Here is a 23,307-nt window from a genome sequence, read left to right as displayed (position 1 = left end):
TCCTCCGAAGCAGCCCCGACCTAACCCGGCGGGGCTTTGGCGTTTCTGGCTTTCGAAATGGGACACTTGTTTCTATCAAACTAGATTGTTGATTTCATTACTTGTGATCTTAAAAAATAAAAGGATTTTTGGTGTCAATGCACTATTAATTTAATTCTCTTTTTTAAGGCTAGATAGTACTATTCGCGACTTTTAGCATCGTCGTGAAACATTGTTTAGCAAGAATTATTCTGGTTTGCTTCTGCATGCTTTGGGGGGAGAGGCTTTTAGCCCAAGAGTACAGTAGCAAAGTTAATCCTTTCGGCAGTACCTCAATGGAGGGGAGAATCGCCCCCTTTCCTAGGCTAATGGTAGATGCAAAGATAGTATCCATTAGCGAGCTGCATGAAGCATGTGGGGTCAGTAAATGGATTTGGTTGCTGGGGGCATTTATGCAAGGCTGTACCAGCTTCGATCAAGACATGCGTTGGGCTCGAGTTTTAATCGCCAAACATTCTGCAGTTCGTGATTTGCGTCATGAAGTAAAGCATACCTGTGGTGAATATCACGGTGATGCTATGCCGAAATATATCGATGGTTGGAGGACTCGGGTAAATTGGCGGCCAAGTGAAGTGAATATATGCACGCCGGAATATGAAGAGGAAACTTATCAGCGTCTATATCGTGAGTTGAAGCGTGATGGGTGGGAGCCGGGTGATGAGGAGCATGAGCGTTTGGCTTTGGATAGGGCCAGACGGGGCGGGGGTTAGTGCTGAATAAAGTTTATTGGGAAACAAAAAAGGCCATCATGAAGATGGCCTTTTGCATGCCGAATGTTGACGATTGGCTCAGCGATCCAGCCCGCCCAGCAGCACGTATTTGATCTCCAGGTAGTCTTCGATGCCGTATTTCGAGCCTTCGCGGCCGAGGCCGGATTGCTTGACGCCGCCGAACGGCGCAGCCTCGTTGGACAACAGGCCGCTGTTGACCGCCACCATGCCGTATTCCAGGCCTTCGGCGACGCGGAAGATGCGGCCGACGTCGCGGGCATAGAAGTAGCTGGCCAGGCCGAACTCGGTGTCGTTGGCCAGGCGGATCGCCTCCTCCTCGGTCTGGAAGCGGAACAGCGGGGCCAACGGGCCGAAGGTTTCCTCGCGCGCCACTTTCATCTCGCGGGTGACGTCTGCGATCAGCGTCGGCTCGAAGAAGGTGTGGCCCAGCGCGTGGCGTTTGCCGCCGGCGATCAGCTTGCCGCCCTTGGCCAGCGCGTCGGCGATGTGCTCTTCCACCTTCGCCACCGCGTTTTGGTCGATCAACGGCCCCTGGCTGACGCCGGCCTCCAGGCCGTTGCCTACTTTCAGCGTGGCGACCGCGGCGGCGAACTTGTCGGCGAAGGCGTCGTAGACGCCATCCTGCACGTAGATGCGGTTGGCGCAGACGCAGGTCTGGCCGGCGTTGCGGTATTTGGAGATCAGCGCGCCTTCCACCGCCGCGTCCAGGTCGGCGTCGTCGAAGACGATGAAGGGCGCGTTGCCGCCTAGTTCCATCGACACCTTTTTCACCGTGCCCGCGCATTGGGCGATCAGCTTGCGGCCGACTTCGGTGGAGCCGGTGAACGAGAATTTCTTCACCGTGTCGCTGCCGGTCAGCACTGCGCCGATTTCGCTGGAGCCGCCGGTGATGACGGAGAATACGCCCGGCGGGATGCCGGCGCGTTCGGCCAGCTCGGCCAGCGCCAGCGCCGACAGCGGCGTCTGGCTGGCCGGGCGGACCACCATGGTGCAGCCGGCGGCCAGTGCCGGCGCGGCCTTGCGGGTGATCATCGCGCTGGGGAAGTTCCACGGCGTGATGGCGGCGGTGACGCCTATCGGCTCCTTGGTCACCAGCACGCGGCGGTCGCCGGCGGGACCGGGCACGATGTCGCCGTAGACGCGCTTGGCTTCCTCGGCGTACCACTCGATATAGCTGGCGCCGTAGGCGATCTCGCCTTTGGCCTCGGCCAGCGGCTTGCCTTGCTCGGAGGTCAAGATCACCGCCAGGTCTTGCTGGTGGGCGATGATCAGGTCGAACCAGCGGCGCAGGATGGCGGCACGCTCCTTGGCGCTCTTGGCCTTCCAGGCCGGGAAGGCGCGGGCGGCGGCGGCGACCGCGCGCTCGGCTTCGGCTGCGCCCATCTTCGGCACCTGGCCTACGGTTTCGCCGGTGGCCGGGTTTTGCACGGAGATGGACTGGCTGCTGTCGGCGTCCAGCCATTGGCCGTTCAGATAGCATTGCTGGCGCAGCAGCTTGGGATCTTGCAGATTCAACATATCGGGTATTCCTTGAGCAAACGAGCGGACGCGCCTTCAGGCGGGACCGCTCGCATAGGTAGATGGTCGATCAGGCCTTCAGCGCCGCCTCCAGCTTGTCCAACGCTTCGGCGAAGATGTCGTCTTCGATGGTCAGCGGGAACAGGAAGCGCACCACATTGGCGTAGATGCCGCAGGTCAGCAGGATCAGGCCGTTGGCCAGCGCGTGCTGCTGCACTTTTTTGGCGAAATCCGGATCAGGGGTGTGGCTGCCGGGCTGGTTGAATTCGACGGCGATCATCGCGCCCAGGCCGCGCACTTCGGCGATTTGCGGCACGGCCGATTTGAGGCCGTTCAGTTTTTCCTTCAGCGCGCCGCCCAGGCGCTGGGCGCGCTCGTTCAGCTTCTCGCTGTCGATCACGTCCAGCACGGCGTGCGCGGCGGCCAGCGCCAGCGGATTGCCGGCATAGGTGCCGCCCAGGCCGCCTGGCGCCGGCGCGTCCATCACTTCGGCGCGGCCGGTGACGGCGGACAGCGGAAAGCCGCCGGCCAGCGACTTGGCCATGGTGATCAGGTCCGGCACCGCGTCGAAATGCTCGCTGGCCAGCAGCTGGCCAGTACGGGCGAAGCCGGTCTGCACCTCGTCGGCGATCAATAGGATGCCGTGGCGGTCGCACAGCGCGCGCAGCGCCTTCACCCATTCGGCCGGCGCGGCGTAGAAACCGCCTTCGCCCTGCACCGGCTCATAGATGATGGCGGCGACGCGCGCCGGGTCGATGTCGAACTTGAACAGTTTTTCCAGACCGGCCAGCGAGTCCTGCACCGACACGCCATGCAGCGCGTTCGGGTACGGCGCGTGGTAGACGTCGGAGGGGAAGGGGCCGAAGCCCAGCTTGTAGGGCGCCACCTTGCCGGTCAGCGCCATGCCCATCAGCGTGCGGCCGTGGAAGGCGCCGCCGAAAGCGATCACGCCGGGGCGGCCGGTGGCGGCGCGGGCGATCTTCACCGCGTTTTCCACCGCTTCAGCGCCGGTGGTGAACAGGGCGGTTTTCTTGGCGTGGCTGCCCGGGGTCAGCTGGTTGAGCTTTTCCGCCAGGCTGATGTAGGACTCATAGGGCACCACCTGGTAGCAGGTATGGCTGAAGCGGGACAGCTGCTCCGCCACCGCGGCTTCCACTTTCGGGTGCAGGTGGCCGGTGTTGAGCACGCCGATGCCGCCGGCGAAGTCGATGTAGCGCCGGCCCTCGGTATCCCACACTTCCGCGTTTTTGGCGCGTTCGGCGAAGAAACTGCACATCACGCCGACGCCGCGCGGGGTGGCGTCGGATTTGCGTTGCATCAGTTGCTGCTGGCTCATGGAAATCTCCTCGGGGCCGGGCGATCGTGGCGCCGCCGCGGTGGGTCGATATGGCGCCGGGATGGCCGGCGCGTCAGCGGATCATTCTATGAGGGTGTTTAGCAAAAAGCCACAGATGCATTAAAAAATTAAACGCCTGTGGCGGAAGCGGCACAGGCGTTTCATCGGGTGGTGTTTGAGCTCAGCGCACGATCAGCTGGTTCACCTCGCCCAGCGTGTCCGGCTGCAACTGGCCGGCGGATTGGGCCAGCGCCAGGCGCGCGGTCAGATAACTGTATTTGGCGTTGGCCAGCGTGGTGAGAGCGGTGTAGTAGGCCTGCTCGGCTTGCAGCAGGTCGATGCTGGTGCGGATGCCCACTTCCTTGCCCAGGCGGGTGGATTCCACCTTGCTCTTGGCCGATACCAGCAGCTGTTGCTGCGCGCGCACCAGCGCCGCGCCGTTGGTCACGCCCAAAAAGGCCTTGCGCACGTCCTCCTTCACCTGGCGGCGGGTGGACTCCAGCTGGTCGCGCGCGGCGTCGCGCAGGGCCACGGCTTCGCGTACCTGGGAGTTGATGCCGCCGCCGGCGAACAGGGGCAGGGTGACGGTGACGCCCACCTGGCTGCCGCGGGTATGCTGCGCGCTGGGCAGGGTGCCAGGCTGGTTGCTGATGTTGTCGCTGTAGCCGGCGGTGAGGTTGACCGTGGGCAGGTGGTTGCCGCGCTTCTCGGTGATGGTCTGCTCGGCCAACTGCAGGTTCTGCTCGGCGCCCTTGATCTTCAGGCTGTTGCGCTGAGCCATGTCCACCCAGGCGTCAAGGCCGGCGGGCTTGGGCGGCACCAGCGGAAGTTGGTCGCGCACTGTCTGGATGCCGGCCGGCTCCAGACCGGTCAGGCGTTTCAGATTGTTCTGCGCCAGCTCCAGATTGTTGGCGTCGCTGATCTCCTGCGCCACCGCGCCGTCGTAGCCGGCTTGCGCCTCGTGGGTGTCGGTGATGGTGGCGGTGCCGACCTCGAACGCGGTCTTGGCCTGCTCCAGCAGGTTTTGATAGGTCTTCTTGCTGGCGCGGGTGGCGGCCAGGGTGTCCTGGGCGCGCAGCACGTCGAAATAGGCCTGGGAGATGTCCAGGATCAGCTGTTGCTCGGCGGCGTCGAAGGTGGTGTCGGCCAGTTCGGTGCCGATCTTGCCCTTCTTGTAGCCGGTGTACTTGCCTACGTCGAACAGCGGCTGCTGCATATTGACGCTGTAGCCGTGGTTTTCGTAATGCATGTCGGAAACCGGCCGGCCATAGGCGTCTTGCGTCGTCTTGGGCTGCAGCGGATTGTTGTAGTTGTAATTGCCGCTGAGGCTGGCCTGCGGCAGCAACTGGCTGCGGCCCTGCACCGCCTTTTCCTGGCCTGCGTCGCGCTGGGCGCGGGCGGCGGCGAAGTCGGCGTTGTAGTCGCGGGCGGCCTGCCAGGCACCGACCAGATCGAATGCCTGGACGGGCAGCGCGGCGCCTAACATCAGCAGGGCGGCGATGAGGGGGAGGCGGTGATTCTTCATTTGTGCTCTTGTTCTTGCGGTTGGGCGGAGAGCCGCTGTTCATTACGTCCGACGCGGAACCATTGGGCGTACAGCGCCGGCAGGAACAGCAGGGTCAGCACGGTGGCGACCAGCAGCCCTCCCATGATGGCGACCGCCATCGGACCCCAGAACGTGCTGCGGGTCAATGGAATCATTGCCAAAATGGCGGCCAATGCCGTCAGCATTATGGGCCTAAAGCGGCGCACGGTGGAACCGACGATGGCCTCGAAGCGGTCTATGCCCTCGCGGATGTCGTGTTCGATCTGGTCCACCAGGATCACCGAGTTGCGCATGATCATGCCCGACAGCGCGATCACGCCCAGCATCGCGACGAAGCCGAAAGGCGCGCGGAACAAGATCAGCGTCAGGGTGACGCCTATCATGCCGAGCGGCGCGGTGAGCACTACCATCAGCGTGCGCTGGAAGCTCTGCAACTGCAGCATCAGGAGTGTCAGAACTACAACAATCATCAAGGGCGCGACCGCGGCGATCGCCTTTTGCGATTTGCCGCTGGACTCCAGTGTGCCGCCGACCTCGATGTGGTAGCCCAGCGGCAGCGTCCGCTCCAGCGCTTGCATCTGAGGCCAGAGCTGGCCAGACACGTCCGCGCCCTGCACGCCGTCCATCACGTCGGCGCTGACGGTGATCGCCGGCAGGCGGTTGCGGCGCCAGATGATGCCTTCCTCCGGCTCGTAGCGGACGTGGCCGATCTGCGACACCGGCACGAAGCGGCCGCTGCCGGTCTGCACCATCAGATTGCCCAGGCCGGCGACGTTCTTCTGCTCGCCCGGATTGAGGCGGGCGACGATGGCGATGCTCTGGTCGCCCTCGCGGTAGGCGCTGACGCTTGAGCCGGAAATCAGCATCTGCAGCTGCTGAGACAGCTGCTGCGAGCTGAGGCCCAGCGCGCTGGCCTTGTCCTGGTCGATGTCTATCCGCAGCGCCTTGACCTGCTCGCCCCAGTTCTGGTTGACGTGCAGCGTCGACGGCTGTTTGCGCACCAGCGCCTCCACCCGGTCGGCGATCTTGCGCACTTGGCCGTGCTCCGGGCCCATCACGCGGAACTGCACCGGGTAGCCGACCGGCGGGCCGTTCTCCAGCCGGGTGACGCGGCCGCGCACCAGAGGGAAGTCGCTGTCGAAGATTTTCTCCAGCCGCTTCTTCACGTCCTCGCGCACGTGCTCGTCGCGGGTCATCACCATCAGCTGCGCGTAGTTGACGTGCTGCTGCTGCTGGTCCAGCGGCAGGTAGAAGCGCGGGCTGCCGCTGCCGACGTAGCTGGTGACGCTGAGCACGTTGGCGTCGGCGCGGGCCAGCTTCTCCATCTTTTCCACCTGCTCCAGCGTGGCGTGGTAGCTGGCGCCGCGCGGCAGCCACATGTCCACCATCAGCTCCGGCCGGTTGGACGAGGGGAAGAACTGCTGGGCGACGAACAGCTTGAACGCCAGCAGCGACAGGACGAAGGCGCCCAGGGTGAAGGCGATCACCGTCTTGCGGTAGTCCAGGCACCAGGCCACTAACGCGCGGAAGCGGCGGTAGAACGGCTTCTGGTAGACGTCGTGCTGCTCGCCGTGATGCGCTTGGGAGGGCAGCAGCTTGTAGCCCAGGTAGGGGGTGAACACCACCGCGACGATCCAGGACAGCACCAGCGCGATGCCGACCACAGCGAACAAGCTGAACACATATTCGCCGGCCATCGATTTGGCCAGGCCCACCGGCAGGAAGGTGGCGGCGGTGATCAGCGTGCCGGTCAGCATCGGGAAGGCGGTGCTGGTATAGGCGTAGGTGGCGGCCTGGAACTTGTTCCAGCCCTGTTCCAGCTTCAGCGCCATCATTTCCACCGCGATGATGGCGTCGTCCACCAACAGGCCCAGCGCGATGATCAGCGAGCCCAGCGAGATGCGCTGCAGGTCGATATTGAAGAAGTACATGGCGAGGAAGGTCATCGCCAGCACCAGCGGGATGGACAGCGCCACCACCACCCCGGTGCGCAGGCCCAGGCTGAAGAAGCTGACGGCGAGCACGATCACCACCGCCTCCACCAGCGAGCGCATGAACTCGCCCACCGCGTCGTGCACCACCTTGGGCTGGTCGGACACCGCGTGGATCTCCACGCCCAGCGGCAGCTTGCCTTTGATGCGGGCGATGGCCTGGTCCAGGTTGGCGCCCAGCTTCAGCACGTCGCCGCCGCTCTTCATGCTGATGGCCAGCGCCAGCACCGGCTTGCCGTTGAAGCGCACGCTGGTGGCCGGCGGGTCGATGTAGCCGCGCGAGACGGCGGCGATGTCGCCCAGCTTGAAGGTGCGGCCACCCGCGCTGACCGGCGTCGCGGCCACGGCCGCCACCGAATCGTACTTGCCGGTGGGACGTACCCAGATGCGGTCGCTGGCGGTTTCGAAGGTGCCGGCCGGCGTCATCGCGTTCTGCTGCTGCAGCGCCTGCCAGATGGCGCGGCTGTCCAGGCCCAGGCTGGCCAGTTTGGCGCTGGACAGGTCGACGTAGATGCGCTGGTCCTGCTTGCCCAGCATCTGCACCTTGGCCACGTCCGGCGTGCGCAGCAGTTCTTTCTTGGCCGCCTCCGCGTACTGGCGCAGCTCCTCGTAGCTGAAGCCGTCTCCGCTGAAGGCGTAGATGTTGCCGAAGGTATCGCCGAACTCGTCGTTGAAGAACGGTCCCTGCACGCCGGACGGCAGCGTGTAGGCGATGTCGCCCAGCTTCTTGCGCACCTGGTACCACAGTTGCGGCACGTTTTTGGGCGGCACGTCCTCGCGCAGCGACACCACCATCAGGCTTTCGCCCGGCTTGGTGTAGCTCTGCACGTAGTCGATCTCGCCCATCTCCTGCAGCTTTTCCTCCAGCTTGTCGGTGACTTGCTGCTCCATTTCCAGCGTGGAGGCGCCGGGCCAGTTGGCCTGCACCAGCATCGCCTTGAAGGTGAATTCGGGATCCTCCTTCTGGCCCAGCTGGGTATAGGCCCAGCCGCCGGCCAGCATCAGCATGATCATCAGGTAGCGCACCAGCGCCTGATGGCCCAGCGCCCATTCGGACAGATTGAGTTTCTTCATCGGCGCGTCCTCACTGATTCAGCAACTTGACGCGCTGGCCTTCGCGCAGCAGGTGCACGCCGGCGGTGACGATCTTGTCGCCCGGCCGGACGCCCGCGGCGATGACGGCGCCGTTGCTGTCTATCGACGCCACCTGCACCGGCTTGCGGCTGACGCGCAGGGTCTGGCCGTCTATCGTCCACACGTACTGCTTGCCCTGCAGGTCCAGCAGCGCGGTCAACGGCAGCTTGAGCTCGCCGCTGGCGCGGGCGGGCAGGGTGGCGGTGGCGGTCATGCCCAGTTGCAGCGCGTGGCTGTCGCCGGCCAGCGCGATCCGCGCCGGATAAGTGCGGGTGGCTGGATCGGCGTCGGCGGCCAGCTCGCGCAGCTTGCCCTCCAGCGGCGCGCCGCCTTTCCACAGCGTCACGCGGAATGCGCCGGCCCGGCGCACCGCCTCCAGCGCGTTTTCCGGCACCTGGATGGCGATTTCGCGCGCGCCGTCCTGCGACAGCCGGGCCACCGGCTGGCCGGCGGCCACCACCAGGCCGGGCTCGGCCTGCATCTGGCTGACTACGCCGTCGGCGTCGGCCGTCAGCGTCGCGTAGCCGGTCTGGTTGCGGCTGGCGGACAGCGCGGCGCGCGCCTGGCTGACCTTGGCCTGGGCGGCGTTGACGCCGTTCTGCTGCCCATCCACCTGGGCCTGGCTGATGAACTGCTTGGCCAGCAGTTCGCGGTAGCGTTTCAGGTTGAGCTGCTGCTGGGCGAGATCGGATTCGGCAGCCGCCAGCTGCGCCTGTTTGGCCGCCAGGTCCAACTGGTAGTCGCTGGGGTCCAGTCGCGCGAGCGGCTGGCCCTTCTTCACGCGTTCGCCGCTGTTGACCAGCTTGGCGACCACCTTGCCGGCCACGCGGAAGGCGAGCTGGGTCTCGTGGCGGGCGCGGATTTCGCCGGCGTAGCTGTCTCCGCCGATTTCAGCGTTGCCGCCGGCTGTCATGTAGCGCACCGGACGGATGTCTTCCGGCGCGGCCGCCTGGTCCTTGCAGGCGGACAGGCCCAGCGCGGCGATGAGCGGCAGGGCGAGGGGGAGGATGGATTTCATGTGCGGGCGTCCTGGGGCGCGGGCTGGTGCATGCCTTGCAGCGTCAGCCGCAGCGAGGTCTTAAGGAATTCGAGCGGATTGTCCTTCAGGGCGTCGCAACAGCCGGGCACCAGGGCGAAGGAGTGGCTGAGGATCATGGTCATCATCATCGGCGCGGTCAGCGCGTCGATCGCGTAGTCGAGGTGGACTGGGCGGAACTCGCCGCTGTCCATGCCGCGCTGGATGATGTGGCCCAGCAGCTGGCGCGCCGGCAGGATGGCTTCGTCGTAATAGAAGCGGGTCAGGTCCGGGAAATTGGTGGCCTCGGCCGCCATCAGCTTGCACAGGCCGGCGGCGGGGGTGGAGCCGATGTGGGTCCACCAGTCCTCCAGCGCCAGGAACAGCAGCTCGCTGCTGCCGATGCCGTGCAGCTGGGCCAGCTGCGCGCTCATCGCGTGGACGCGGGCGACGATGGTTTCGCGCACCACCGCCTTGAAGATCTCTTCCTTGTTTTGGAAGTACAGATACGGCGTGCCCTTGGTAACGCCGGCGGCGCGGGCGATGTCTTCCATCTTGGTGGCGAGATAGCCTTTTTCGACGAACAGCGTCAGCGCTGCGTCCAGGATCTCGCTGGGCCTGGCGTCCTTCTTGCGCTGCCAGCGGCTGGTGCCGGTTTCTCCCATTGTGGTCTTTCTAAATTTCCGTTCAGCAATTCCGGCACTTTAGGCCTTTGGAATAGGGTAGGGCAATTAATAAATCACAGTTCAGCAATTGATGTGATTAAAATGCAACACCGTAATCCGAAATCGCCGGCCAGCCGTTAAGGTGCGAAAGCGATCCGCTAGCAAGGAGAAATCGAAGTGGCAACAGACGCAGCCGAAAAGGCGAACATCCTGGCCGAGGCCCTGCCTTACATCCGCCAGTTCGCCGGCAAGACCATCGTGATCAAGTACGGCGGCAACGCGATGACCGACGAAGCGTTGAAAGAAGGCTTCGCCAAGGACGTGGTGCTGCTGAAGCTGGTGGGGATGAATCCGGTGGTGGTGCACGGCGGCGGCCCGCAGATCAACGACCTGTTGGCGCGGGTCGGCAAGCAGGGCGAGTTCATTCAGGGCATGCGCGTCACCGACGCCGAAACCATGGAAGTGGTGGAAATGGTGTTGGGCGGCCTGGTGAACAAGGAGATCGTGTCGCTGATCAACAAGCACGGCGGCAAGGCGGTGGGCCTGACCGGCAAGGACGGCCACTTCATCCGCGCCCGCAAGCTGTTTCTGAAGACCGACGGCGACGAGGCGGTGGACATCGGCCAGGTCGGCGAGATCGAGTCCATCGACCCGTCGCTGGTGTCGCTGCTGGACAGCCAGGATTTCATCCCGGTGGTGGCGCCGATCGGCGTCGGCGTCGACGGCGAAGCCTACAACATCAACGCTGACCTGGTGGCCGGCAAGCTGGCCGAGACGCTGAAGGCGGAAAAGCTGGTGCTGATGACCAATACCCCGGGCGTGCTGGACAAGCAGGGCCAGTTGCTGACCGGACTGACCGCGCAGCGCATCGACGAACTGTTCGCCGACGGCACCATCTCCGGCGGCATGCTGCCCAAGATCAGCTCGGCGCTGGACGCCGCCAAGAACGGCGTGCAGGCGGTTCACATCATCGACGGCCGCGTCAAGCACGCGCTGCTGCTGGAAATCCTGACCGCGGCCGGCGTCGGCACCATGATCCGCGCCTGAGGCCGGCTGTCCGGGAGACGTGGAGCCGGCGGCGGCGGTGGGCTATAGTGATGGCATGCCGCGCGCGCAGCCGCGGCGGCTCACAAGGGGAGGCAGCATGCAGACCGTGAAGCAATTTCTGGAGAGCAAGCCCAACCGGGCCCTGGTATACGTGACGCCGGACAGCACCGTGTTCCAAGCGCTGCAGGTGATGGCGGAAAACGACATCGGCGCGGTGCTGGTGATGGAGTCCGGCGACATCGTCGGCATTTTTTCCGAACGCGACTACGCCCGCCGCATCGTGTTGCAGGGACGGACCTCGGCCGGGACCAAGGTTCGCGACATCATGACCAGCCGCGTGGTGTACGTGACGCCGTCGCAGACGCTGGACGAGTGCCGGGCGCTGATGACCGAGAAGCGCATCCGCCATCTGCCGGTGATGGAGGATCAGACCGTGCTCGGCATTCTGTCCATCGGCGATCTGGTGCGGGCGACCATAGAAGAGCAGGAGCAGGTGATCAACCACCTGGTCCATTACATCCAGTCCGCCTGATTCCACTACGCAATCCAGCCGACGGCCCGCCTAGAAGCGGGCCGTTGTCGTTGGCGCGCTCAGCCGGGCAGCGGCGCGATGCGCTGGCGCAGCGCGCGCAAGGCCGGCGCTACCCGCTCGCGCATCGCCGCTTCGTCGAAGGCGAAGGCCGGGCCGCTGGCGTTGAGCGCCATCGCAGGCTGGCCGGGCAGCAGCGCAGGCAGGTGGATGCCCACCGCCATCACGTCGGGTTCGTATTCGCCGAAGGACGCGGTGTAGCCGTGGACGCCGTAATCGGCGCAAGCCTGCAGCAGCCGCGAGCGCAGCGCCGGCCAATCGCCGCCGTAGCGCTCGGCCAGCAGCGGCAGCAGCGCCTCGCGCTCCTGCGGAGGCAGGCCGGAGAAGTAGGCGCGGCCGATCGCGGTGGTGGCCAGCGGCACCCGCGAGCCGGTGGACAGCTGCACCGAGACCCGAGCCTGGCTGCGGCAGGTTTCCAGGTACACCATGTCGCTGCCGTCGCGCAGCGCCAGGCTGACCGACACATTGTTGGCCAGCGCGAACTCGCGCATCAGCGGCGCGGCCGCCGCGCGCGCGTCGTAGCCGGCCAGCGCCGCCGATCCCAGCGCCAGCAGCGCCAGTCCCAGCTTGTATTGGCCGCCTTCCCCTTCCTGTTGCAGATAGCCCAGCCTAGTCAGGGTGTAGCTCAGTCTCGACACGGTGGACTTGGGCAGCCCGGTGCGGCGCGCCAGTTCCTGGTTGGACAGCGCGCCTTCGCCGGGGCGGAACGCCGCCAGCACCTCCAGGCCGCGTGCCAGCGCGGTGACGAATTGGCGGTCTTCTTCCTGTTGCATCCTGTTCCCCATTGCGGCAAAGAATTTGCCGCATGACAGGTAAATCGCTTTACAAGCGCGCGGCAGAGTGTTTAGTCTATTCTGCATGGTGAAATCTAATTCCGCAATGCGGAACTAAGTGGGAGAAAGCAGATGGCAGCATCCACGCAGCGCGCCTCGTTCGCTTGGGAAGATCCCTTGCTGTTGCAGAACCAGTTGACCGACGAGGAGCGGCTGGTTCAGCAGAGCGCGCATGAGTATTGCCAGCAGCGGCTGCTGCCGCGGGTGCTGACCGCCAACCGCGAAGAGCGCTTTGACCGCGAAATCATCAACGAGATGGGCGAGCTGGGCTTCCTCGGCTGCACGATAGAAGGCTACGGTTGCGCCGGCCTGTCCCATGTCGCCTACGGCCTGGTGGCGCGCGAGGTGGAGCGGGTGGATTCCGGTTACCGCTCGGCGATGAGCGTGCAGTCGTCCTTGGTGATGCACCCGATCTGGGCCTACGGCTCCGACGCGCAGAAGGACAAGTATCTGCCCAAGCTGGCCAGCGGCGAATGGCTGGGCTGTTTCGGCCTGACCGAGCCGGATTCCGGCTCCGACCCCGCCAGCATGAAGGCCCGCGCCCGCAAGGTGGACGGCGGCTATCTGCTGTCCGGCAGCAAGATGTGGATCACCAACAGCCCGGCCGCCGACGTGTTCGTGGTCTGGGCCAAGGATGACGACGACGAGATTCGCGGCTTCATCCTGGAGAAGGGCATGAAGGGCCTGTCCGCTCCGGCTATCCACGGCAAGTTTTCCCTGCGCGCGTCCATCACCGGCGAAATCGTGATGGACGACGTGCTGGTGGCGGACGAGCAGCTGCTGCCCGGCGTCAAGGGACTGAAGGGACCGTTCGGCTGCCTGAACAAGGCGCGCTACGGCATCGCCTGGGGCGCGATGGGCGCAGCGGAGTTCTGCTGGCATGCCGCCCGCCAGTACACGCTGGACCGCCGGCAGTTCGGCCGGCCGCTGGCCGCCAACCAGCTGATCCAGTTGAAGCTGGCGAATATGCAGACCGAGATAGCGCTGGGCCTGCAGGCCGCGCTGCAGGTGGGCAGGCTGATGGACGAGGGCCGCGCCGCGCCGGAAATGATCTCGCTGATCAAGCGCAACAACTGCGGCAAGGCGCTGGACATTGCTCGCGTCGCCCGCGACATGCACGGCGGCAACGGCATCAGCGACGAATTCCACGTGATCCGCCATGTGATGAATCTGGAGGCGGTCAACACTTACGAGGGCACGCATGACGTGCATGCCCTGATTCTGGGCCGAGCCCAGACCGGTATTCAGGCATTTGCCTGATAAGCCGGCGCGGCCGGAGGGCCGGCCGCGCCGTTGATTCCTGTCTGTCCTTTGTTGGCCCGGCCTCGCCGGGCCACTTTTTTTGCCGGAACGCATTGCGGACCGGATAAGGGACGGTGTCTGGAATATCAGCGATTGCTACACTGAAAGCGCCGTGCGGCGGCGAGCGCCGCGAACGGGCGGCATCATCGACATCCGAGCGGGGGAGGGAAGCGCGATGGCAGGAGCGTTGTCGGGTATCAAGGTGGTGGATCTGAGCCGGGTGCTGGCGGGGCCGTGGGCGAGCCAGCTGCTGGCCGATCTGGGCGCGGAAGTGATCAAGATAGAAAAGCCGGGCAGCGGCGACGACACCCGGCAATGGGCACCGCCCAGCCTGCCGGACGGCAAGGCCGCCTATTTTCTGTGCACCAACCGCGGCAAGCGCTCGCTGACGGTGGACATCTCCCAGCCGGCCGGCCAGGACATCGTGCGCAAGCTGGTGGCCGACGCCGACGTGGTGCTGGAGAACTACAAGGTGGGCGGGCTGAAGAAGTACCGGTTGGATTACGACAGTCTGAAGGCCATCAATCCCAAGCTGGTGTACTGTTCGATCACCGGCTTTGGCCAGACTGGCCCTTACGCCAGCCTGGCCGGCTACGACTACATCGTGCAGGGCATGTCCGGCCTGATGAGCATCACCGGCCCAGCCGACGGCGAGCCGCACAAGGTGGGCGTGGCGGTGTCGGACCTGTTCACCGGCCTGTACGCTGCCAACGCGGTGCAGGCGGCGCTGATCGCCCGCGAGCGCAGCGGCGCCGGCCAGCATATCGACATGGCGCTGTTCGACTGCTCGTTGGCGATGCTGGCCAATGTCGCCTCCAACTGGCTGGTCGGGCATAATGTGCCGCCTCGGCTGGGCAACGCCCACGCCAATATCGTGCCTTACCAGGTGTTCGCCGCCTCCGACGGCCATTTCATCCTGGCCTGCGGCAACGACAAGCAGTTCGCCGAAGTGTGCCGATTGGTCGGCCAGGCGCAGTGGGCGCGCGATCCGCGCTACGCGACCAATCCGCAGCGGGTCGCCCACCGCGTGCAATTGGTGCCGCTGCTGGCCCAGGCCTTCCGTCACCACGGCCGCGACTACTGGCTGTCGGCGCTGGACAAGGCCGGCGTGCCCTGCGGCCCGATCAACAATGTGGCCGAGGCATTCGCCGACCCGCAGGCGCAGGCGCGGGAAATGGAACTGGAAATGCGCGACGCCGCCGGACAGCAAGTGCCGCTGGTAGGGTGTCCGATCAAACTTTCCGGCACGCCGGTCGAGTACAATCTAGCCCCTCCCGCTCTGGGAGAACATACTGAGCAGATCTTGCGCGCGCTGGGTTATGTGGATTCGGACATTGTCGCATTGCGCAACAATGGCACCGTTTAAACGCTTGTTTGATTTTGACGGCATGGCATCTTCATAGCATGATGTCCGGAAAATCAAACCCGTCCAGCGGGCGCAAAGGAGAAACGGTGCAACGCGAATACATGGAATACGACGTGGTGATCGTCGGCGGCGGCCCTTCCGGCCTGTCCGCGGCGATCCGTCTGAAACAACTGGCAGCCGAGCAGGGCCGCGACATCAGCGTCTGTCTGCTGGAGAAGGGTTCCGAGATCGGCGCCCACATCCTGTCCGGCGCGGTGATCGAAACCGGCGCGCTGGCCGAACTGCTGCCCAACTGGAAGGAACTGGACGCGCCGCTGAACACGCCGGCGTTGTCGGACCGTTTCCTCTACCTGACTGAGACCGAATCCATCCAGCTGCCGACGCCGCCGCAGATGCACAACCAGGGCAACTACATTGTCAGCCTGGGCAACTTCTGCCGCTGGCTGGGCCAGCAGGCCGAGAACCTGGGCGTGGAGATCTACCCGGGCTTCGCCGCCGCCGAGGTGCTGTACCACGCGGACGGCTCGGTCAAGGGCGTGGCCACCGGCAATGTCGGCACCGGCAAGAATGGCGACCAGGAAGGCGAGCCGGGCATGGAGCTGTGGGCCAAGCAGACCATCTTCGCCGAAGGCTGTAGAGGCTCGCTGACCAAGGGGCTGCTGTCGCGCTTCCGCCTGACCGACGGCGCCGATCCGCAGACTTTCGGCATCGGCATCAAGGAATTGTGGGAAGTGAAGCCGGAAAACCACCAGCCCGGCCACATCACCCACACCGTCGGTTGGCCGATGGATACCGCCACTTACGGCGGCTCCTTCCTCTACCATCTGGAAGACAATCTGGTGGCGGTCGGCTTCGTCGTCGGCCTGGATTACCAGAATCCCTATCTGTCGCCGTTCGAGGAATTCCAGCGCTTCAAGACTCATCCGGCAATCAAGAAGACCTTCGAAGGCGGCCGCCGCGTGTCCTACGGCGCGCGCGCATTGACCGAGGGCGGCCTGCAGAGCCTGCCCAAGCTGACCTTCCCCGGCGGCGTGCTGGTCGGCGACACCGCCGGCTTCCTCAACGTGCCCAAGATCAAGGGCACCCACACCGCGATGAAGTCGGCGATGCTGGCGGCGGAGGCGGTGTTCGAGCTGTTGGGCGACGACGCGCAGGCGCAGGGCGGCGAGGCCAAGGCCTACTCGGCCAAGTTCCAGCAGAGCTGGGTCCGCGACGAGCTGCACAAGGTGCGCAATATCCGCCCGTCGTTCCGCTGGGGCCTGTGGCCGGCCATGATCTACTCGGCTCTGGACACCTTCCTGTTCCGCGGCCGCGCGCCGTGGACGCTGCATCACAAGCATGCCGACAACGAGGCGCTGCGCCCGGCCTACGAATTCAGCCCGATCGCCTATCCCAAGCCGGACGGCGTGCTGACCTTCGATCGCCTGTCGTCGGTGTTCATCTCCAACGCCAACCACAGCGAAGACCAGCCGGCGCACCTGACGTTGAAGGACGCGTCGGTGCCGATCGCGGTCAACCTGGCCAAGTACGACGCCCCCGAGCAGCGCTACTGCCCGGCCGGCGTCTACGAGATCGTCGGCCAGGACGAAGGCGCGCCGCGGCTACAGATCAACGCGCAGAACTGCGTGCACTGCAAGACTTGCGACATCAAGGATCCGACCCAGAACATCAACTGGGTGACGCCGGAAGGCGGCGGCGGGCCGAACTACCCGAACATGTGATCGGGCGTTTGATGCCGCCAGAGGCCGGGTTTTCCGTCGGGAAACCCGGTTTTTTGTTTTGATCGCCGCCAAGTCTTGCGAAACAACGGCTTGACGGCGGCGGCCATCGTAGGCAGCATGGACGGCATGCTAGAAAAAACCGTGTTTTTCGCCCACGCCTATTATTGGTACCGCCCCTCCCGGCGGCGCCAGGGATAGGCTCGGCAGCGAGATACGCGAAGCCGTCGAGCAGATTACCGACCATGCCGCCGAATACCGGCGGCATTTGTCATTTCAGTCTCAAACAGCAAATGGTCTCCGGAGCGGCGGCAAGCTTTTATCCAGGAGACAGTGCCATGAACGAAGTCAGCGACGCCCTTTCACTCGCCACCAGCCGCAGCCTGCCCCAGGCGGACCTGCCGCTGTACCCGGTCGCCCTGGCGACCGACGGCGAGGCGCTGGCTTATCGTCCCGGACCGCCGCCGCGGCTGCCGGCCGGCGGCTGCCTGTCCGAAGCGCTGCTGCCGGAAATCCGCGAGCTGGCATTGCGCCTGGCGCTGGCACGAGGCTGGCCGCAAGGGCGGACGCCGGACCGCGTCGCCGAGCCCGCCGACTGGCTGGCGGCGCGCATTTTGCTGCTGGAGTGGCAGCAGGTGGAGCTGGCGCTGGACGAACTGGCGCTGCTGGACGAAGCCAACCGCCGCGCGAGCGGGTTGGCCAAGGCGCGGAGCGTGGCGTTTTCCCCGGCGCTGCCGGTGCTGTTGCCGGCGGGCCGCGAGCCTGGCGCGTTGCGCGGCTGGCGCGCGCATCCGTTGCCGCGGGGCGGGGTGGCCGAAGCCAGCCGGCGTTGCCGCGAACGATTGGCGGCGCGGTTTGCCGAACTGTCTGAACAATGAACAGGAGCATGCCCATGGAGCTGGAGCTTCACGACGAGAACGAACGCAAGCTGAACAATCTGACGCTGGCGGTGTATATCCTGCAGGCGGTCAGCCTGCTGGTCGGCGTCACCGCGCTGGTCGGCGTCATCATCAACTACGTGAAGCGCGACGACGTGCGCGGCACGCTGTATGAAAGCCATTTCGAATGGCAGATCCGCACCTTCTGGCTGGCTTTGCTGGGCTATGTGGTCGGTTTCGCCACGTTGTGGATGCTGGTGGGCGGCGTGGTGCTGTTCGCGGTGTGGGTGTGGTACATCTACCGCGTGGTGAAGGGATTCTTGTACTTCAACGACCGCAAGGTCATGCCGGTGAAATGAAAAGGCGGGCGCCGAAGCGCCCGCAAACGGCTCTGCGCGAACCGGGAAAAGCGGCCGATGATCGGCGCGGATTGCTGTGACGCCATGCTAAACCGCCGGCGACGGCGGCGCAGCGAAACCCGGCGGCTGCTTGTCCCCGGTCAAGCCTGGCAGCAAGCCGCCGTCTTTGGCACAATGCCCAACCTCATCTATACCTGCCATCATGCAAGCCGAAGACCTGCTCTCCCTGACCACCCGCTCGATGCCCTTCGGCAAACACAAGGGCATGCTGATCTGCGATCTGCCGGGTAACTACCTGAACTGGTTCGCCCGCGAGGGTTTCCCGCCGGGCGAGATTGGCCGCTTGCTGCAACTGATGCACGAACTGGACCACAATGGTCTGACTTTTCTGCTGGACCCGATTAGAAAGCGTTGAACAATGGCAATCCAATGGTTCCCCGGCCATATGAACAAGGCGCGCAAGGATGTCACCGAGCGCCTGAAGGATATCGACGTCGTCATCGAGCTGCTGGATGCCCGCCTGCCGGCGTCCAGCGCCAACCCGATGCTGGCGCGCATGGCCAAGGGCAAGCCCAGGCTGATGATACTGAACAAGCAAGATCTGGCCGACCCGGCCATCACCGAGCAGTGGCTGGCCTGGTACCGCGCCAAGAAGCAGACCGAAGCGCTGGGCATGGATGCCGGCGAGCGCGCGCCGGCGCAGCGGCTGATCGCCGCCTGCCGCGCGCTGGCGCCCAACCGCAGCGGGCTGGAGAAGCCGTTGCGGGTGCTGATCTGCGGCATTCCCAATGTTGGCAAATCCACGCTGATCAACAGCATGTCCAGCCGCAAGATCGCCAAGACCGGCAATATGCCGGGCGTTACCAAGAACGAGCAGCGCATCATCCTGGCCGACGACTTCGAGCTGTACGACACCCCCGGCATGCTGTGGCCGAAGATCGAAGTGGAAGAGGGCGGCTACAACCTGGCCGCCAGCGGCGCGGTCGGCCGCAACGCGATGGATGAGGAAGAGGTGGCGCTGGAGCTGCTGAAATACCTGCTGCTCCATTACCGCGCCGAACTGGCCGCCCGCTACAAGTTCGATGTCGAGGCGCTGGACGGCATGCAGGACTGGCAGGCGCTGGAGCTGATCGGCAAGCGCCGCGGCGCGGTGCTGTCCGGCGGCCGCATCAATATGCAGAAGGCGGCCGAGATCGTGCTGACCGATTTCCGCGACGGCCAGACCGGCCGCATCACGCTGGAGCGGCCGGCGGAATGGCTGGAGTGGGAGAAGCGCGCCAAGGTTCTTGCCGCCGAGCGGGCCATCCTGCGGGAAGAGAAGCTGAAAGAGAAAGAAGGCCGCAAGCAAGGCAGCCGCTGATGTTGAAAAGCCCGGAGCATCCGGGCTTTTTTATTGGCGGCGCGATGGGTCAGGCGATGGTGTCGACGATGCTGCCGTTGGCGCTGTCGGCCACCGCTTCGCCGGCCAGCGCCGGATTGCTCTGCAGGATCGTCGCCCAGTTGCCGTTCAGGCTGGAGCCGGCGCTGCCGGCGGCGCCCAGCGTTTGCGACACGATCTGCTGATCGGTGCTGTCCTGCGCCGACTCCCCGCGGCTTGGACTCAGAAGGCTGCCTTGCAGTGTGCCGGCGGTGGCGAAACCGTTGAGCAGGCCGGCTGCGTCGTAGGTGGAGACGTCGCTGCCGCTGCCGCCGCCCAGCAGCACGATGGCGCTGGAGTCCTGGGACAGCTGGGCCGCTTCGCTGGCGAGCGCGGGCGTGGCGTTGCCGTTTTGCACCACGGGGGACGGCACGGCGCCGCCGTTGAGCAGCGCGGCGCTGGCCAGGGAAATCTGCGCGGTTTGACTGATGCTCATGGCCGGGCCTCCGGTGAATCTGCCTTCGCTGTCAGTATCGGCAGTTTGTTCCCGGGACTCAATGGCGCTTAATAGCTTCTAACAAAACAAAGACTTGCAGGGAACTTTCAGCAGGAATGAGGGCGGAGTCGCCCAGGCCGGGGAAGGGATTCAGCCCCGGATCAGCAGGGCGATGCCGGCGGCGGCGAACAGCAGCGTCAGCAGCTGGCCGGCTCGCACGCTCCAGTGCGCGCCGGCTTCCAGGCAGGCCTGCCGAGGGTTGGCCGGGTTGTAGCGCACCTGCACCGCGGCGCCGGTGGGGTAGCGGTTGGCGGTGTCCTGAGCCAGCGTCTGGCTGCCGCCGAAGCCGGCGTCGGGAATGCGGATGTTGCCGGCGCGATAGGTCTGGCCGTTGACTTGATAGCGGTAGACGACGTCGGCGCGGTATTCGCGCTGGTCGCTGTGATCGCCGCCGCGGCGCTGCCGCCATTCCACTTCGCTGCGCTCGACCGCGCCGGCCGCGATCGGCCAGTCCTGCGCCGCGTTGGCCAGCTGCGCCTGGCGCCACAGCCAGCAGAAGCCGGCGATGCCGATGGCGATCAACAGCAAGGAGATGAGCTTTAACGGCATCAGACGGCGGTGCCGGGCTGTTCGAACCAGCCGGCGAGAATGGCCTGGGCGGCGACTTGGTCCAGCGCCGGCTTCTGCTTGCGGCCCTTCTTGACGCCGGCTTCTTCCAGCAATTGTTCGGCGATCACCGAGGTGTAGCGTTCGTCCACCAGCCATACCGGCAGGCCGAAGCGGCCCTTCAGACGGTTGGCGAAGCGGCGCGACAGCGCGGACAGCGCATGCTCTTCTCCGTCCGGGTGCATGGGCAGGCCCACCACCAGCTGCCTGGGCTGCCACTCTTCTATCAGCTTGGCGATGGCGGCGAAGCGCTCGTCGGTGACGGCGGTGTCTATCGTGGCCAGGGGATGGGGAATGCCGAGAATCGTATCGCCGACGGCGACGCCGATGCGGCGCTCGCCGAAATCGAAGGCCAATGCGCAACCTTCAGGCATGGCCGACATCCGACGACAGCAGGGAGGGATCGAAGCCCAGCAGCGCCATGGCGGCGTCGTAGCGTTCTTCGTAGGGCAGGTCGAACACGATGGACGGCTCGGCCGGCACAGTCAGCCAGCCGTTGTCGGCGATTTCCTTTTCCAGCTGCCCCGCCGACCAGCCGGCGTAGCCGAGCGAGATCAGCAGCTTTTCCGGCTTCTTGCCCTCGGACACCGCCACCAGCACGTCCTTGGACGTGGTCAGCGCGATGTCGTCGGTGACCATCAGGCTGGACTGCCAGTTGTCGGCCGGCTGATGCAGCACGAAGCCGCGGTCCGGCTGCACCGGGCCGCCGAAGTAGACCAGGCCGGTGCGGGTGTCTTCGTCGTCCAGCGGCAGGTCGATCTGATCAAACAGCTGGGCCATGGCGATGCCGGATGGCTTGTTGATGATCAGGCCCATGGCGCCGTGCTCGCCGTGCTCGCACAGATACACCAGCGATTTGGCGAACAGCGGGTCGCCCATGCCGGGCATGGCGATCAGGAAATGATGGGACAGCGATAAGGATTCCATACGGCCATTATGGCACAACTGCCATGCCGGCTGGCTAGCGGCATTTTGCCGTTTTCGCCGGCGCGAGCGTCGCCGGCGGCGGCCTGATAAAATGAACAATTCGCCCTAATCTCGCAGCGAGGATGTTTTGCGCCTGACCCATATCAAGCTCGCCGGCTTCAAGTCGTTCGTCGATTCCACCAGCATCGCGGTGCCGGGCCAACTGGTGGCGGTGATCGGCCCCAACGGCTGCGGCAAGTCGAACGTGATCGACGCGGTGCGCTGGGTGTTGGGCGAGTCGTCGGCCAAGCAGCTGCGCGGCGAATCCATGCAAGACGTGATTTTCAACGGCTCGTCCAGCCGCAAGCCGGTGTCGCGCGCCTCGGTGGAGCTGGTGTTCGACAACGGCGACGGCCAGCTGACCGGGCCCTGGGGCCAGTACGCCGAAGTGGCGATCAAGCGGGTGCTGACGCGGCAGGGCGAATCCAGCTACTACATCAACAATCAGCAGGTGCGGCGGCGCGACATCACCGACCTGTTCCTCGGCACCGGCGTCGGCGCGCGCGGCTACGCGGTGATCGAGCAGGGCATGATCTCGCGCATCATCGAGGCGCGGCCGGAAGAGCTGCGCGCCTATCTGGAAGAGGCGGCCGGCGTGTCCAAGTACAAGGAGCGCCGCCGCGAGACCGAAAACCGCCTGGGCGACACCCGCGCCAACCTGGAACGCATCGCCGACCTGCGGCAGGAGCTGGAGCGCCAGGTGGAGCGGTTGTCGGAGCAGGCCGAGGTGGCCTCGCAATACCACGACATGCGCGGCGCGCTGACCCACAAGCAGAATCTGCTGGCGCTGGCGCGGCGCGAGGAGGCCGCCCGCAACGAGGCGAACGCCCGCGGCGAACTGGCGCGGATCGAAACCGAAGAGGCCGCTTTCGAGGCGGCGGTCACCCATCTGGAAACCGAGCAGGAAACGGTGCGCGAGCAGCATTTCGCCGCCAGCGACGCGGTGCACGAGGCGCAGCAGCGGCTGTTCGAGGCCAACGCGCAGTTGGCGCGGCTGGAAGAGGCGCAGCGCCACCGCGAGCAGAGCCGGCAGCGGCTGGAGCGCGACCTCCTGTCCGCCCGCGGCGAGCGCCAGCAATTGGCCGACAACCGGCAGCAGGTGGAGGCCGAGCTGGATGACTGGCTGCCCAGGCTGGAGGAGGCGCAACTGCGGCAGGAAGAGGCGCAGATGGCGCTGGAGGACGGCGCCGACGAGCTGCCGACCGCCGAGGCGGCGTTCCGCCAACTGGACCAGCGGCAGTCGCAGCTGGTCGCGCAGCAAGCCAATCTGACCCGCGAGCGCGACCTGTCGCGGCAAAAGATCGAGCATTGGCAGCGCGGCATGCAGCAATTGGACGGCCGCGACGCTGCGTTGACGCGCGAATTGTCCGATCTGAACCTGCCCGAGCACCATGCGCTGGAGGCGGCGCAACAGGAGGTCGGCAAGGCCAAGGCCGCGCTGGACGCCGTGCGGGCGCGGCTGGTGGCCGACGAGGCCAAGCAGGCGGACCTGGCTTCTGAACGCGAGAAACTGGACCAGCAGCTGGCCGCCAAGCGCACCGAGCTGGCGCGCGCCGAGGCCGAAGCCGCCGCGCTGGCGGCGCTGCTGCAGCGCGAAGCGGCGGACGAGCAGCTGGCCGGCTGGCTGGACAAGCATGGCCTGGCCGACGCGCCGCAGCTATGGCAATCGCTGCAGGTGGACGCGCGTTGGCAGCAGGCGCTGGAAGCGGCGCTGGGCGAGCGCCTGTCCGCCCGCGCGGCGAGCCTGCCGAATGC

General features: G+C 65.4%; 21 protein-coding genes. 10 read left to right on the top strand and 11 right to left on the bottom strand.

The window, feature by feature from the left end; translation table 11 throughout:
• Window positions 1-827: 827 nt before the first annotated feature.
• From gabD to LQR33_RS20655, 6 genes are all read right to left on the bottom strand, one after another.
• Entirely contained in the window at window positions 828-2,288 is a 1,461-nt protein-coding gene (gabD, locus tag LQR33_RS20680; RefSeq protein WP_231470267.1) for an NADP-dependent succinate-semialdehyde dehydrogenase, read from the bottom strand.
• Window positions 2,289-2,358: 70 nt separating this feature from the next.
• The gene (gabT, locus tag LQR33_RS20675; protein WP_231470265.1) at window positions 2,359-3,624 is read right to left on the bottom strand and encodes a 4-aminobutyrate--2-oxoglutarate transaminase; all 1,266 of its coding nucleotides are present in this window, start codon (window positions 3,622-3,624) and stop codon (window positions 2,359-2,361) included.
• Window positions 3,625-3,805: 181 nt separating this feature from the next.
• Window positions 3,806-5,149, bottom strand: coding sequence for a TolC family outer membrane protein (locus LQR33_RS20670; protein WP_104945329.1), 1,344 nt, complete (start codon window positions 5,147-5,149; stop codon window positions 3,806-3,808).
• A complete protein-coding gene (locus LQR33_RS20665) occupies window positions 5,146-8,235 on the bottom strand; it encodes an efflux RND transporter permease subunit (RefSeq protein ID WP_231470264.1) in 3,090 nt (1,029 codons plus the stop codon). Before LQR33_RS20665 ends, LQR33_RS20670 begins: the two co-directional genes overlap by 4 nt.
• 10 nt (window positions 8,236-8,245) lie before the next feature.
• Window positions 8,246-9,313, bottom strand: coding sequence for an efflux RND transporter periplasmic adaptor subunit (locus tag LQR33_RS20660; RefSeq protein WP_231470262.1), 1,068 nt, complete (start codon window positions 9,311-9,313; stop codon window positions 8,246-8,248).
• Window positions 9,310-9,975 carry a TetR/AcrR family transcriptional regulator gene (locus tag LQR33_RS20655; protein WP_166441208.1) on the bottom strand — a complete coding sequence of 222 codons (666 nt, stop codon included), beginning with the start codon at window positions 9,973-9,975 and terminating at the stop codon, window positions 9,310-9,312. Before LQR33_RS20655 ends, LQR33_RS20660 begins: the two co-directional genes overlap by 4 nt.
• A 177-nt stretch (window positions 9,976-10,152) precedes the next feature.
• Between LQR33_RS20655 and argB the strand changes: the two genes are divergently transcribed.
• Together argB and LQR33_RS20645 are read left to right on the top strand one after the other, a co-directional pair.
• Complete coding sequence (gene argB / locus LQR33_RS20650) at window positions 10,153-11,022, top strand: acetylglutamate kinase (protein ID WP_166441209.1); 870 nt, start codon at window positions 10,153-10,155, stop codon at window positions 11,020-11,022.
• A 97-nt stretch (window positions 11,023-11,119) separates the two neighbouring features.
• Window positions 11,120-11,554, top strand: coding sequence for a CBS domain-containing protein (locus LQR33_RS20645; protein ID WP_166441210.1), 435 nt, complete (start codon window positions 11,120-11,122; stop codon window positions 11,552-11,554).
• A gap of 59 nt (window positions 11,555-11,613) precedes the next feature.
• Here LQR33_RS20645 and LQR33_RS20640 read toward each other — a convergent pair whose 3' ends face one another.
• Window positions 11,614-12,384, bottom strand: a complete 771-nt coding sequence (locus LQR33_RS20640) for an IclR family transcriptional regulator (RefSeq protein ID WP_221666454.1) — start codon at window positions 12,382-12,384, stop codon at window positions 11,614-11,616.
• 132 nt (window positions 12,385-12,516) lie between these two features.
• Between LQR33_RS20640 and LQR33_RS20635 the strand changes: the two genes are divergently transcribed.
• The 7 genes from LQR33_RS20635 to ylqF all read left to right on the top strand — a co-directional run bounded on the left by LQR33_RS20635 (window position 12,517) and on the right by ylqF (window position 19,427).
• Window positions 12,517-13,704, top strand: coding sequence for an acyl-CoA dehydrogenase (locus LQR33_RS20635; protein ID WP_221666453.1), 1,188 nt, complete (start codon window positions 12,517-12,519; stop codon window positions 13,702-13,704).
• Window positions 13,705-13,921: 217 nt separating this feature from the next.
• Window positions 13,922-15,112, top strand: coding sequence for a CaiB/BaiF CoA transferase family protein (locus LQR33_RS20630; protein WP_166441213.1), 1,191 nt, complete (start codon window positions 13,922-13,924; stop codon window positions 15,110-15,112).
• A gap of 101 nt (window positions 15,113-15,213) precedes the next feature.
• The gene (locus LQR33_RS20625; RefSeq protein WP_166441243.1) at window positions 15,214-16,833 is read left to right on the top strand and encodes an electron transfer flavoprotein-ubiquinone oxidoreductase; all 1,620 of its coding nucleotides are present in this window, start codon (window positions 15,214-15,216) and stop codon (window positions 16,831-16,833) included.
• 335 nt (window positions 16,834-17,168) lie between these two features.
• Complete coding sequence (locus LQR33_RS20620; RefSeq protein WP_166441214.1) at window positions 17,169-17,708, top strand: hypothetical protein; 540 nt, start codon at window positions 17,169-17,171, stop codon at window positions 17,706-17,708.
• Window positions 17,709-17,722: 14 nt separating this feature from the next.
• Window positions 17,723-18,067, top strand: coding sequence for a DUF4870 family protein (locus tag LQR33_RS20615; protein ID WP_231470260.1), 345 nt, complete (start codon window positions 17,723-17,725; stop codon window positions 18,065-18,067).
• Between the two features lie 202 nt (window positions 18,068-18,269).
• Window positions 18,270-18,482 carry a DUF3820 family protein gene (locus tag LQR33_RS20610; RefSeq protein WP_021476098.1) on the top strand — a complete coding sequence of 71 codons (213 nt, stop codon included), beginning with the start codon at window positions 18,270-18,272 and terminating at the stop codon, window positions 18,480-18,482.
• Window positions 18,483-18,485: 3 nt separating this feature from the next.
• On the top strand, window positions 18,486-19,427 hold the full coding sequence (gene ylqF, locus LQR33_RS20605; protein WP_021476099.1) for a ribosome biogenesis GTPase YlqF: 942 nt from the start codon (window positions 18,486-18,488) through the stop codon (window positions 19,425-19,427).
• Between the two features lie 49 nt (window positions 19,428-19,476).
• Here the strand turns inward: ylqF and LQR33_RS20600 are convergent, their stop codons facing one another.
• The 4 genes from LQR33_RS20600 to LQR33_RS20585 form a co-directional block, all read right to left on the bottom strand.
• On the bottom strand, window positions 19,477-19,920 hold the full coding sequence (locus tag LQR33_RS20600; RefSeq protein ID WP_231470258.1) for a hypothetical protein: 444 nt from the start codon (window positions 19,918-19,920) through the stop codon (window positions 19,477-19,479).
• 150 nt (window positions 19,921-20,070) lie between these two features.
• On the bottom strand, window positions 20,071-20,529 hold the full coding sequence (locus tag LQR33_RS20595) for a DUF3592 domain-containing protein (protein WP_221666451.1): 459 nt from the start codon (window positions 20,527-20,529) through the stop codon (window positions 20,071-20,073).
• Entirely contained in the window at window positions 20,529-20,969 is a 441-nt protein-coding gene (ruvX, locus tag LQR33_RS20590; RefSeq protein WP_221666450.1) for a Holliday junction resolvase RuvX, read from the bottom strand. Before ruvX ends, LQR33_RS20595 begins: the two co-directional genes overlap by 1 nt.
• Window positions 20,953-21,513: a YqgE/AlgH family protein gene (locus tag LQR33_RS20585; protein WP_021476103.1), complete on the bottom strand. Its 561-nt coding sequence runs from the start codon at window positions 21,511-21,513 to the stop codon at window positions 20,953-20,955. The genes ruvX and LQR33_RS20585 overlap by 17 nt, the downstream gene beginning before the upstream one ends.
• Window positions 21,514-21,640: 127 nt before the next feature.
• Here LQR33_RS20585 and LQR33_RS20580 point away from each other — a divergent pair.
• Window positions 21,641-23,307 (top strand): chromosome segregation SMC family protein (locus tag LQR33_RS20580; protein ID WP_231470257.1); only part of this gene is annotated, 1,667 nt, incomplete at its 3' end.

The organism is Chromobacterium piscinae, assembly GCF_021129175.1.
Taxonomy (GTDB): domain Bacteria; phylum Pseudomonadota; class Gammaproteobacteria; order Burkholderiales; family Chromobacteriaceae; genus Chromobacterium; species Chromobacterium piscinae.
The sequence above is the reverse complement of the archived record's forward strand: the minus strand, read 5'-3'. Positions and strand labels throughout refer to the sequence as shown.

Coding starts and splice junctions, on each gene's coding strand:
- LQR33_RS20645 (WP_166441210.1), top strand. CDS start 11,120: ATGCAGACCGTGAAGCAATTTCTGGAGAGCAAGCCCAACCGGGCCCTG.
- LQR33_RS20585 (WP_021476103.1), bottom strand. CDS start 21,513: ATGGAATCCTTATCGCTGTCCCATCATTTCCTGATCGCCATGCCCGGC.
- LQR33_RS20615 (WP_231470260.1), top strand. CDS start 17,723: ATGGAGCTGGAGCTTCACGACGAGAACGAACGCAAGCTGAACAATCTG.
- gabD (WP_231470267.1), bottom strand. CDS start 2,288: ATGTTGAATCTGCAAGATCCCAAGCTGCTGCGCCAGCAATGCTATCTG.
- LQR33_RS20655 (WP_166441208.1), bottom strand. CDS start 9,975: ATGGGAGAAACCGGCACCAGCCGCTGGCAGCGCAAGAAGGACGCCAGG.
- LQR33_RS20620 (WP_166441214.1), top strand. CDS start 17,169: ATGAACGAAGTCAGCGACGCCCTTTCACTCGCCACCAGCCGCAGCCTG.
- LQR33_RS20600 (WP_231470258.1), bottom strand. CDS start 19,920: ATGAGCATCAGTCAAACCGCGCAGATTTCCCTGGCCAGCGCCGCGCTG.
- LQR33_RS20635 (WP_221666453.1), top strand. CDS start 12,517: ATGGCAGCATCCACGCAGCGCGCCTCGTTCGCTTGGGAAGATCCCTTG.
- LQR33_RS20665 (WP_231470264.1), bottom strand. CDS start 8,235: ATGAAGAAACTCAATCTGTCCGAATGGGCGCTGGGCCATCAGGCGCTG.
- LQR33_RS20660 (WP_231470262.1), bottom strand. CDS start 9,313: ATGAAATCCATCCTCCCCCTCGCCCTGCCGCTCATCGCCGCGCTGGGC.
- LQR33_RS20610 (WP_021476098.1), top strand. CDS start 18,270: ATGCAAGCCGAAGACCTGCTCTCCCTGACCACCCGCTCGATGCCCTTC.
- gabT (WP_231470265.1), bottom strand. CDS start 3,624: ATGAGCCAGCAGCAACTGATGCAACGCAAATCCGACGCCACCCCGCGC.
- LQR33_RS20595 (WP_221666451.1), bottom strand. CDS start 20,529: ATGCCGTTAAAGCTCATCTCCTTGCTGTTGATCGCCATCGGCATCGCC.
- LQR33_RS20670 (WP_104945329.1), bottom strand. CDS start 5,149: ATGAAGAATCACCGCCTCCCCCTCATCGCCGCCCTGCTGATGTTAGGC.
- ylqF (WP_021476099.1), top strand. CDS start 18,486: ATGGCAATCCAATGGTTCCCCGGCCATATGAACAAGGCGCGCAAGGAT.
- ruvX (WP_221666450.1), bottom strand. CDS start 20,969: ATGTCGGCCATGCCTGAAGGTTGCGCATTGGCCTTCGATTTCGGCGAG.
- LQR33_RS20625 (WP_166441243.1), top strand. CDS start 15,214: ATGGAATACGACGTGGTGATCGTCGGCGGCGGCCCTTCCGGCCTGTCC.
- LQR33_RS20630 (WP_166441213.1), top strand. CDS start 13,922: ATGGCAGGAGCGTTGTCGGGTATCAAGGTGGTGGATCTGAGCCGGGTG.
- LQR33_RS20640 (WP_221666454.1), bottom strand. CDS start 12,384: ATGCAACAGGAAGAAGACCGCCAATTCGTCACCGCGCTGGCACGCGGC.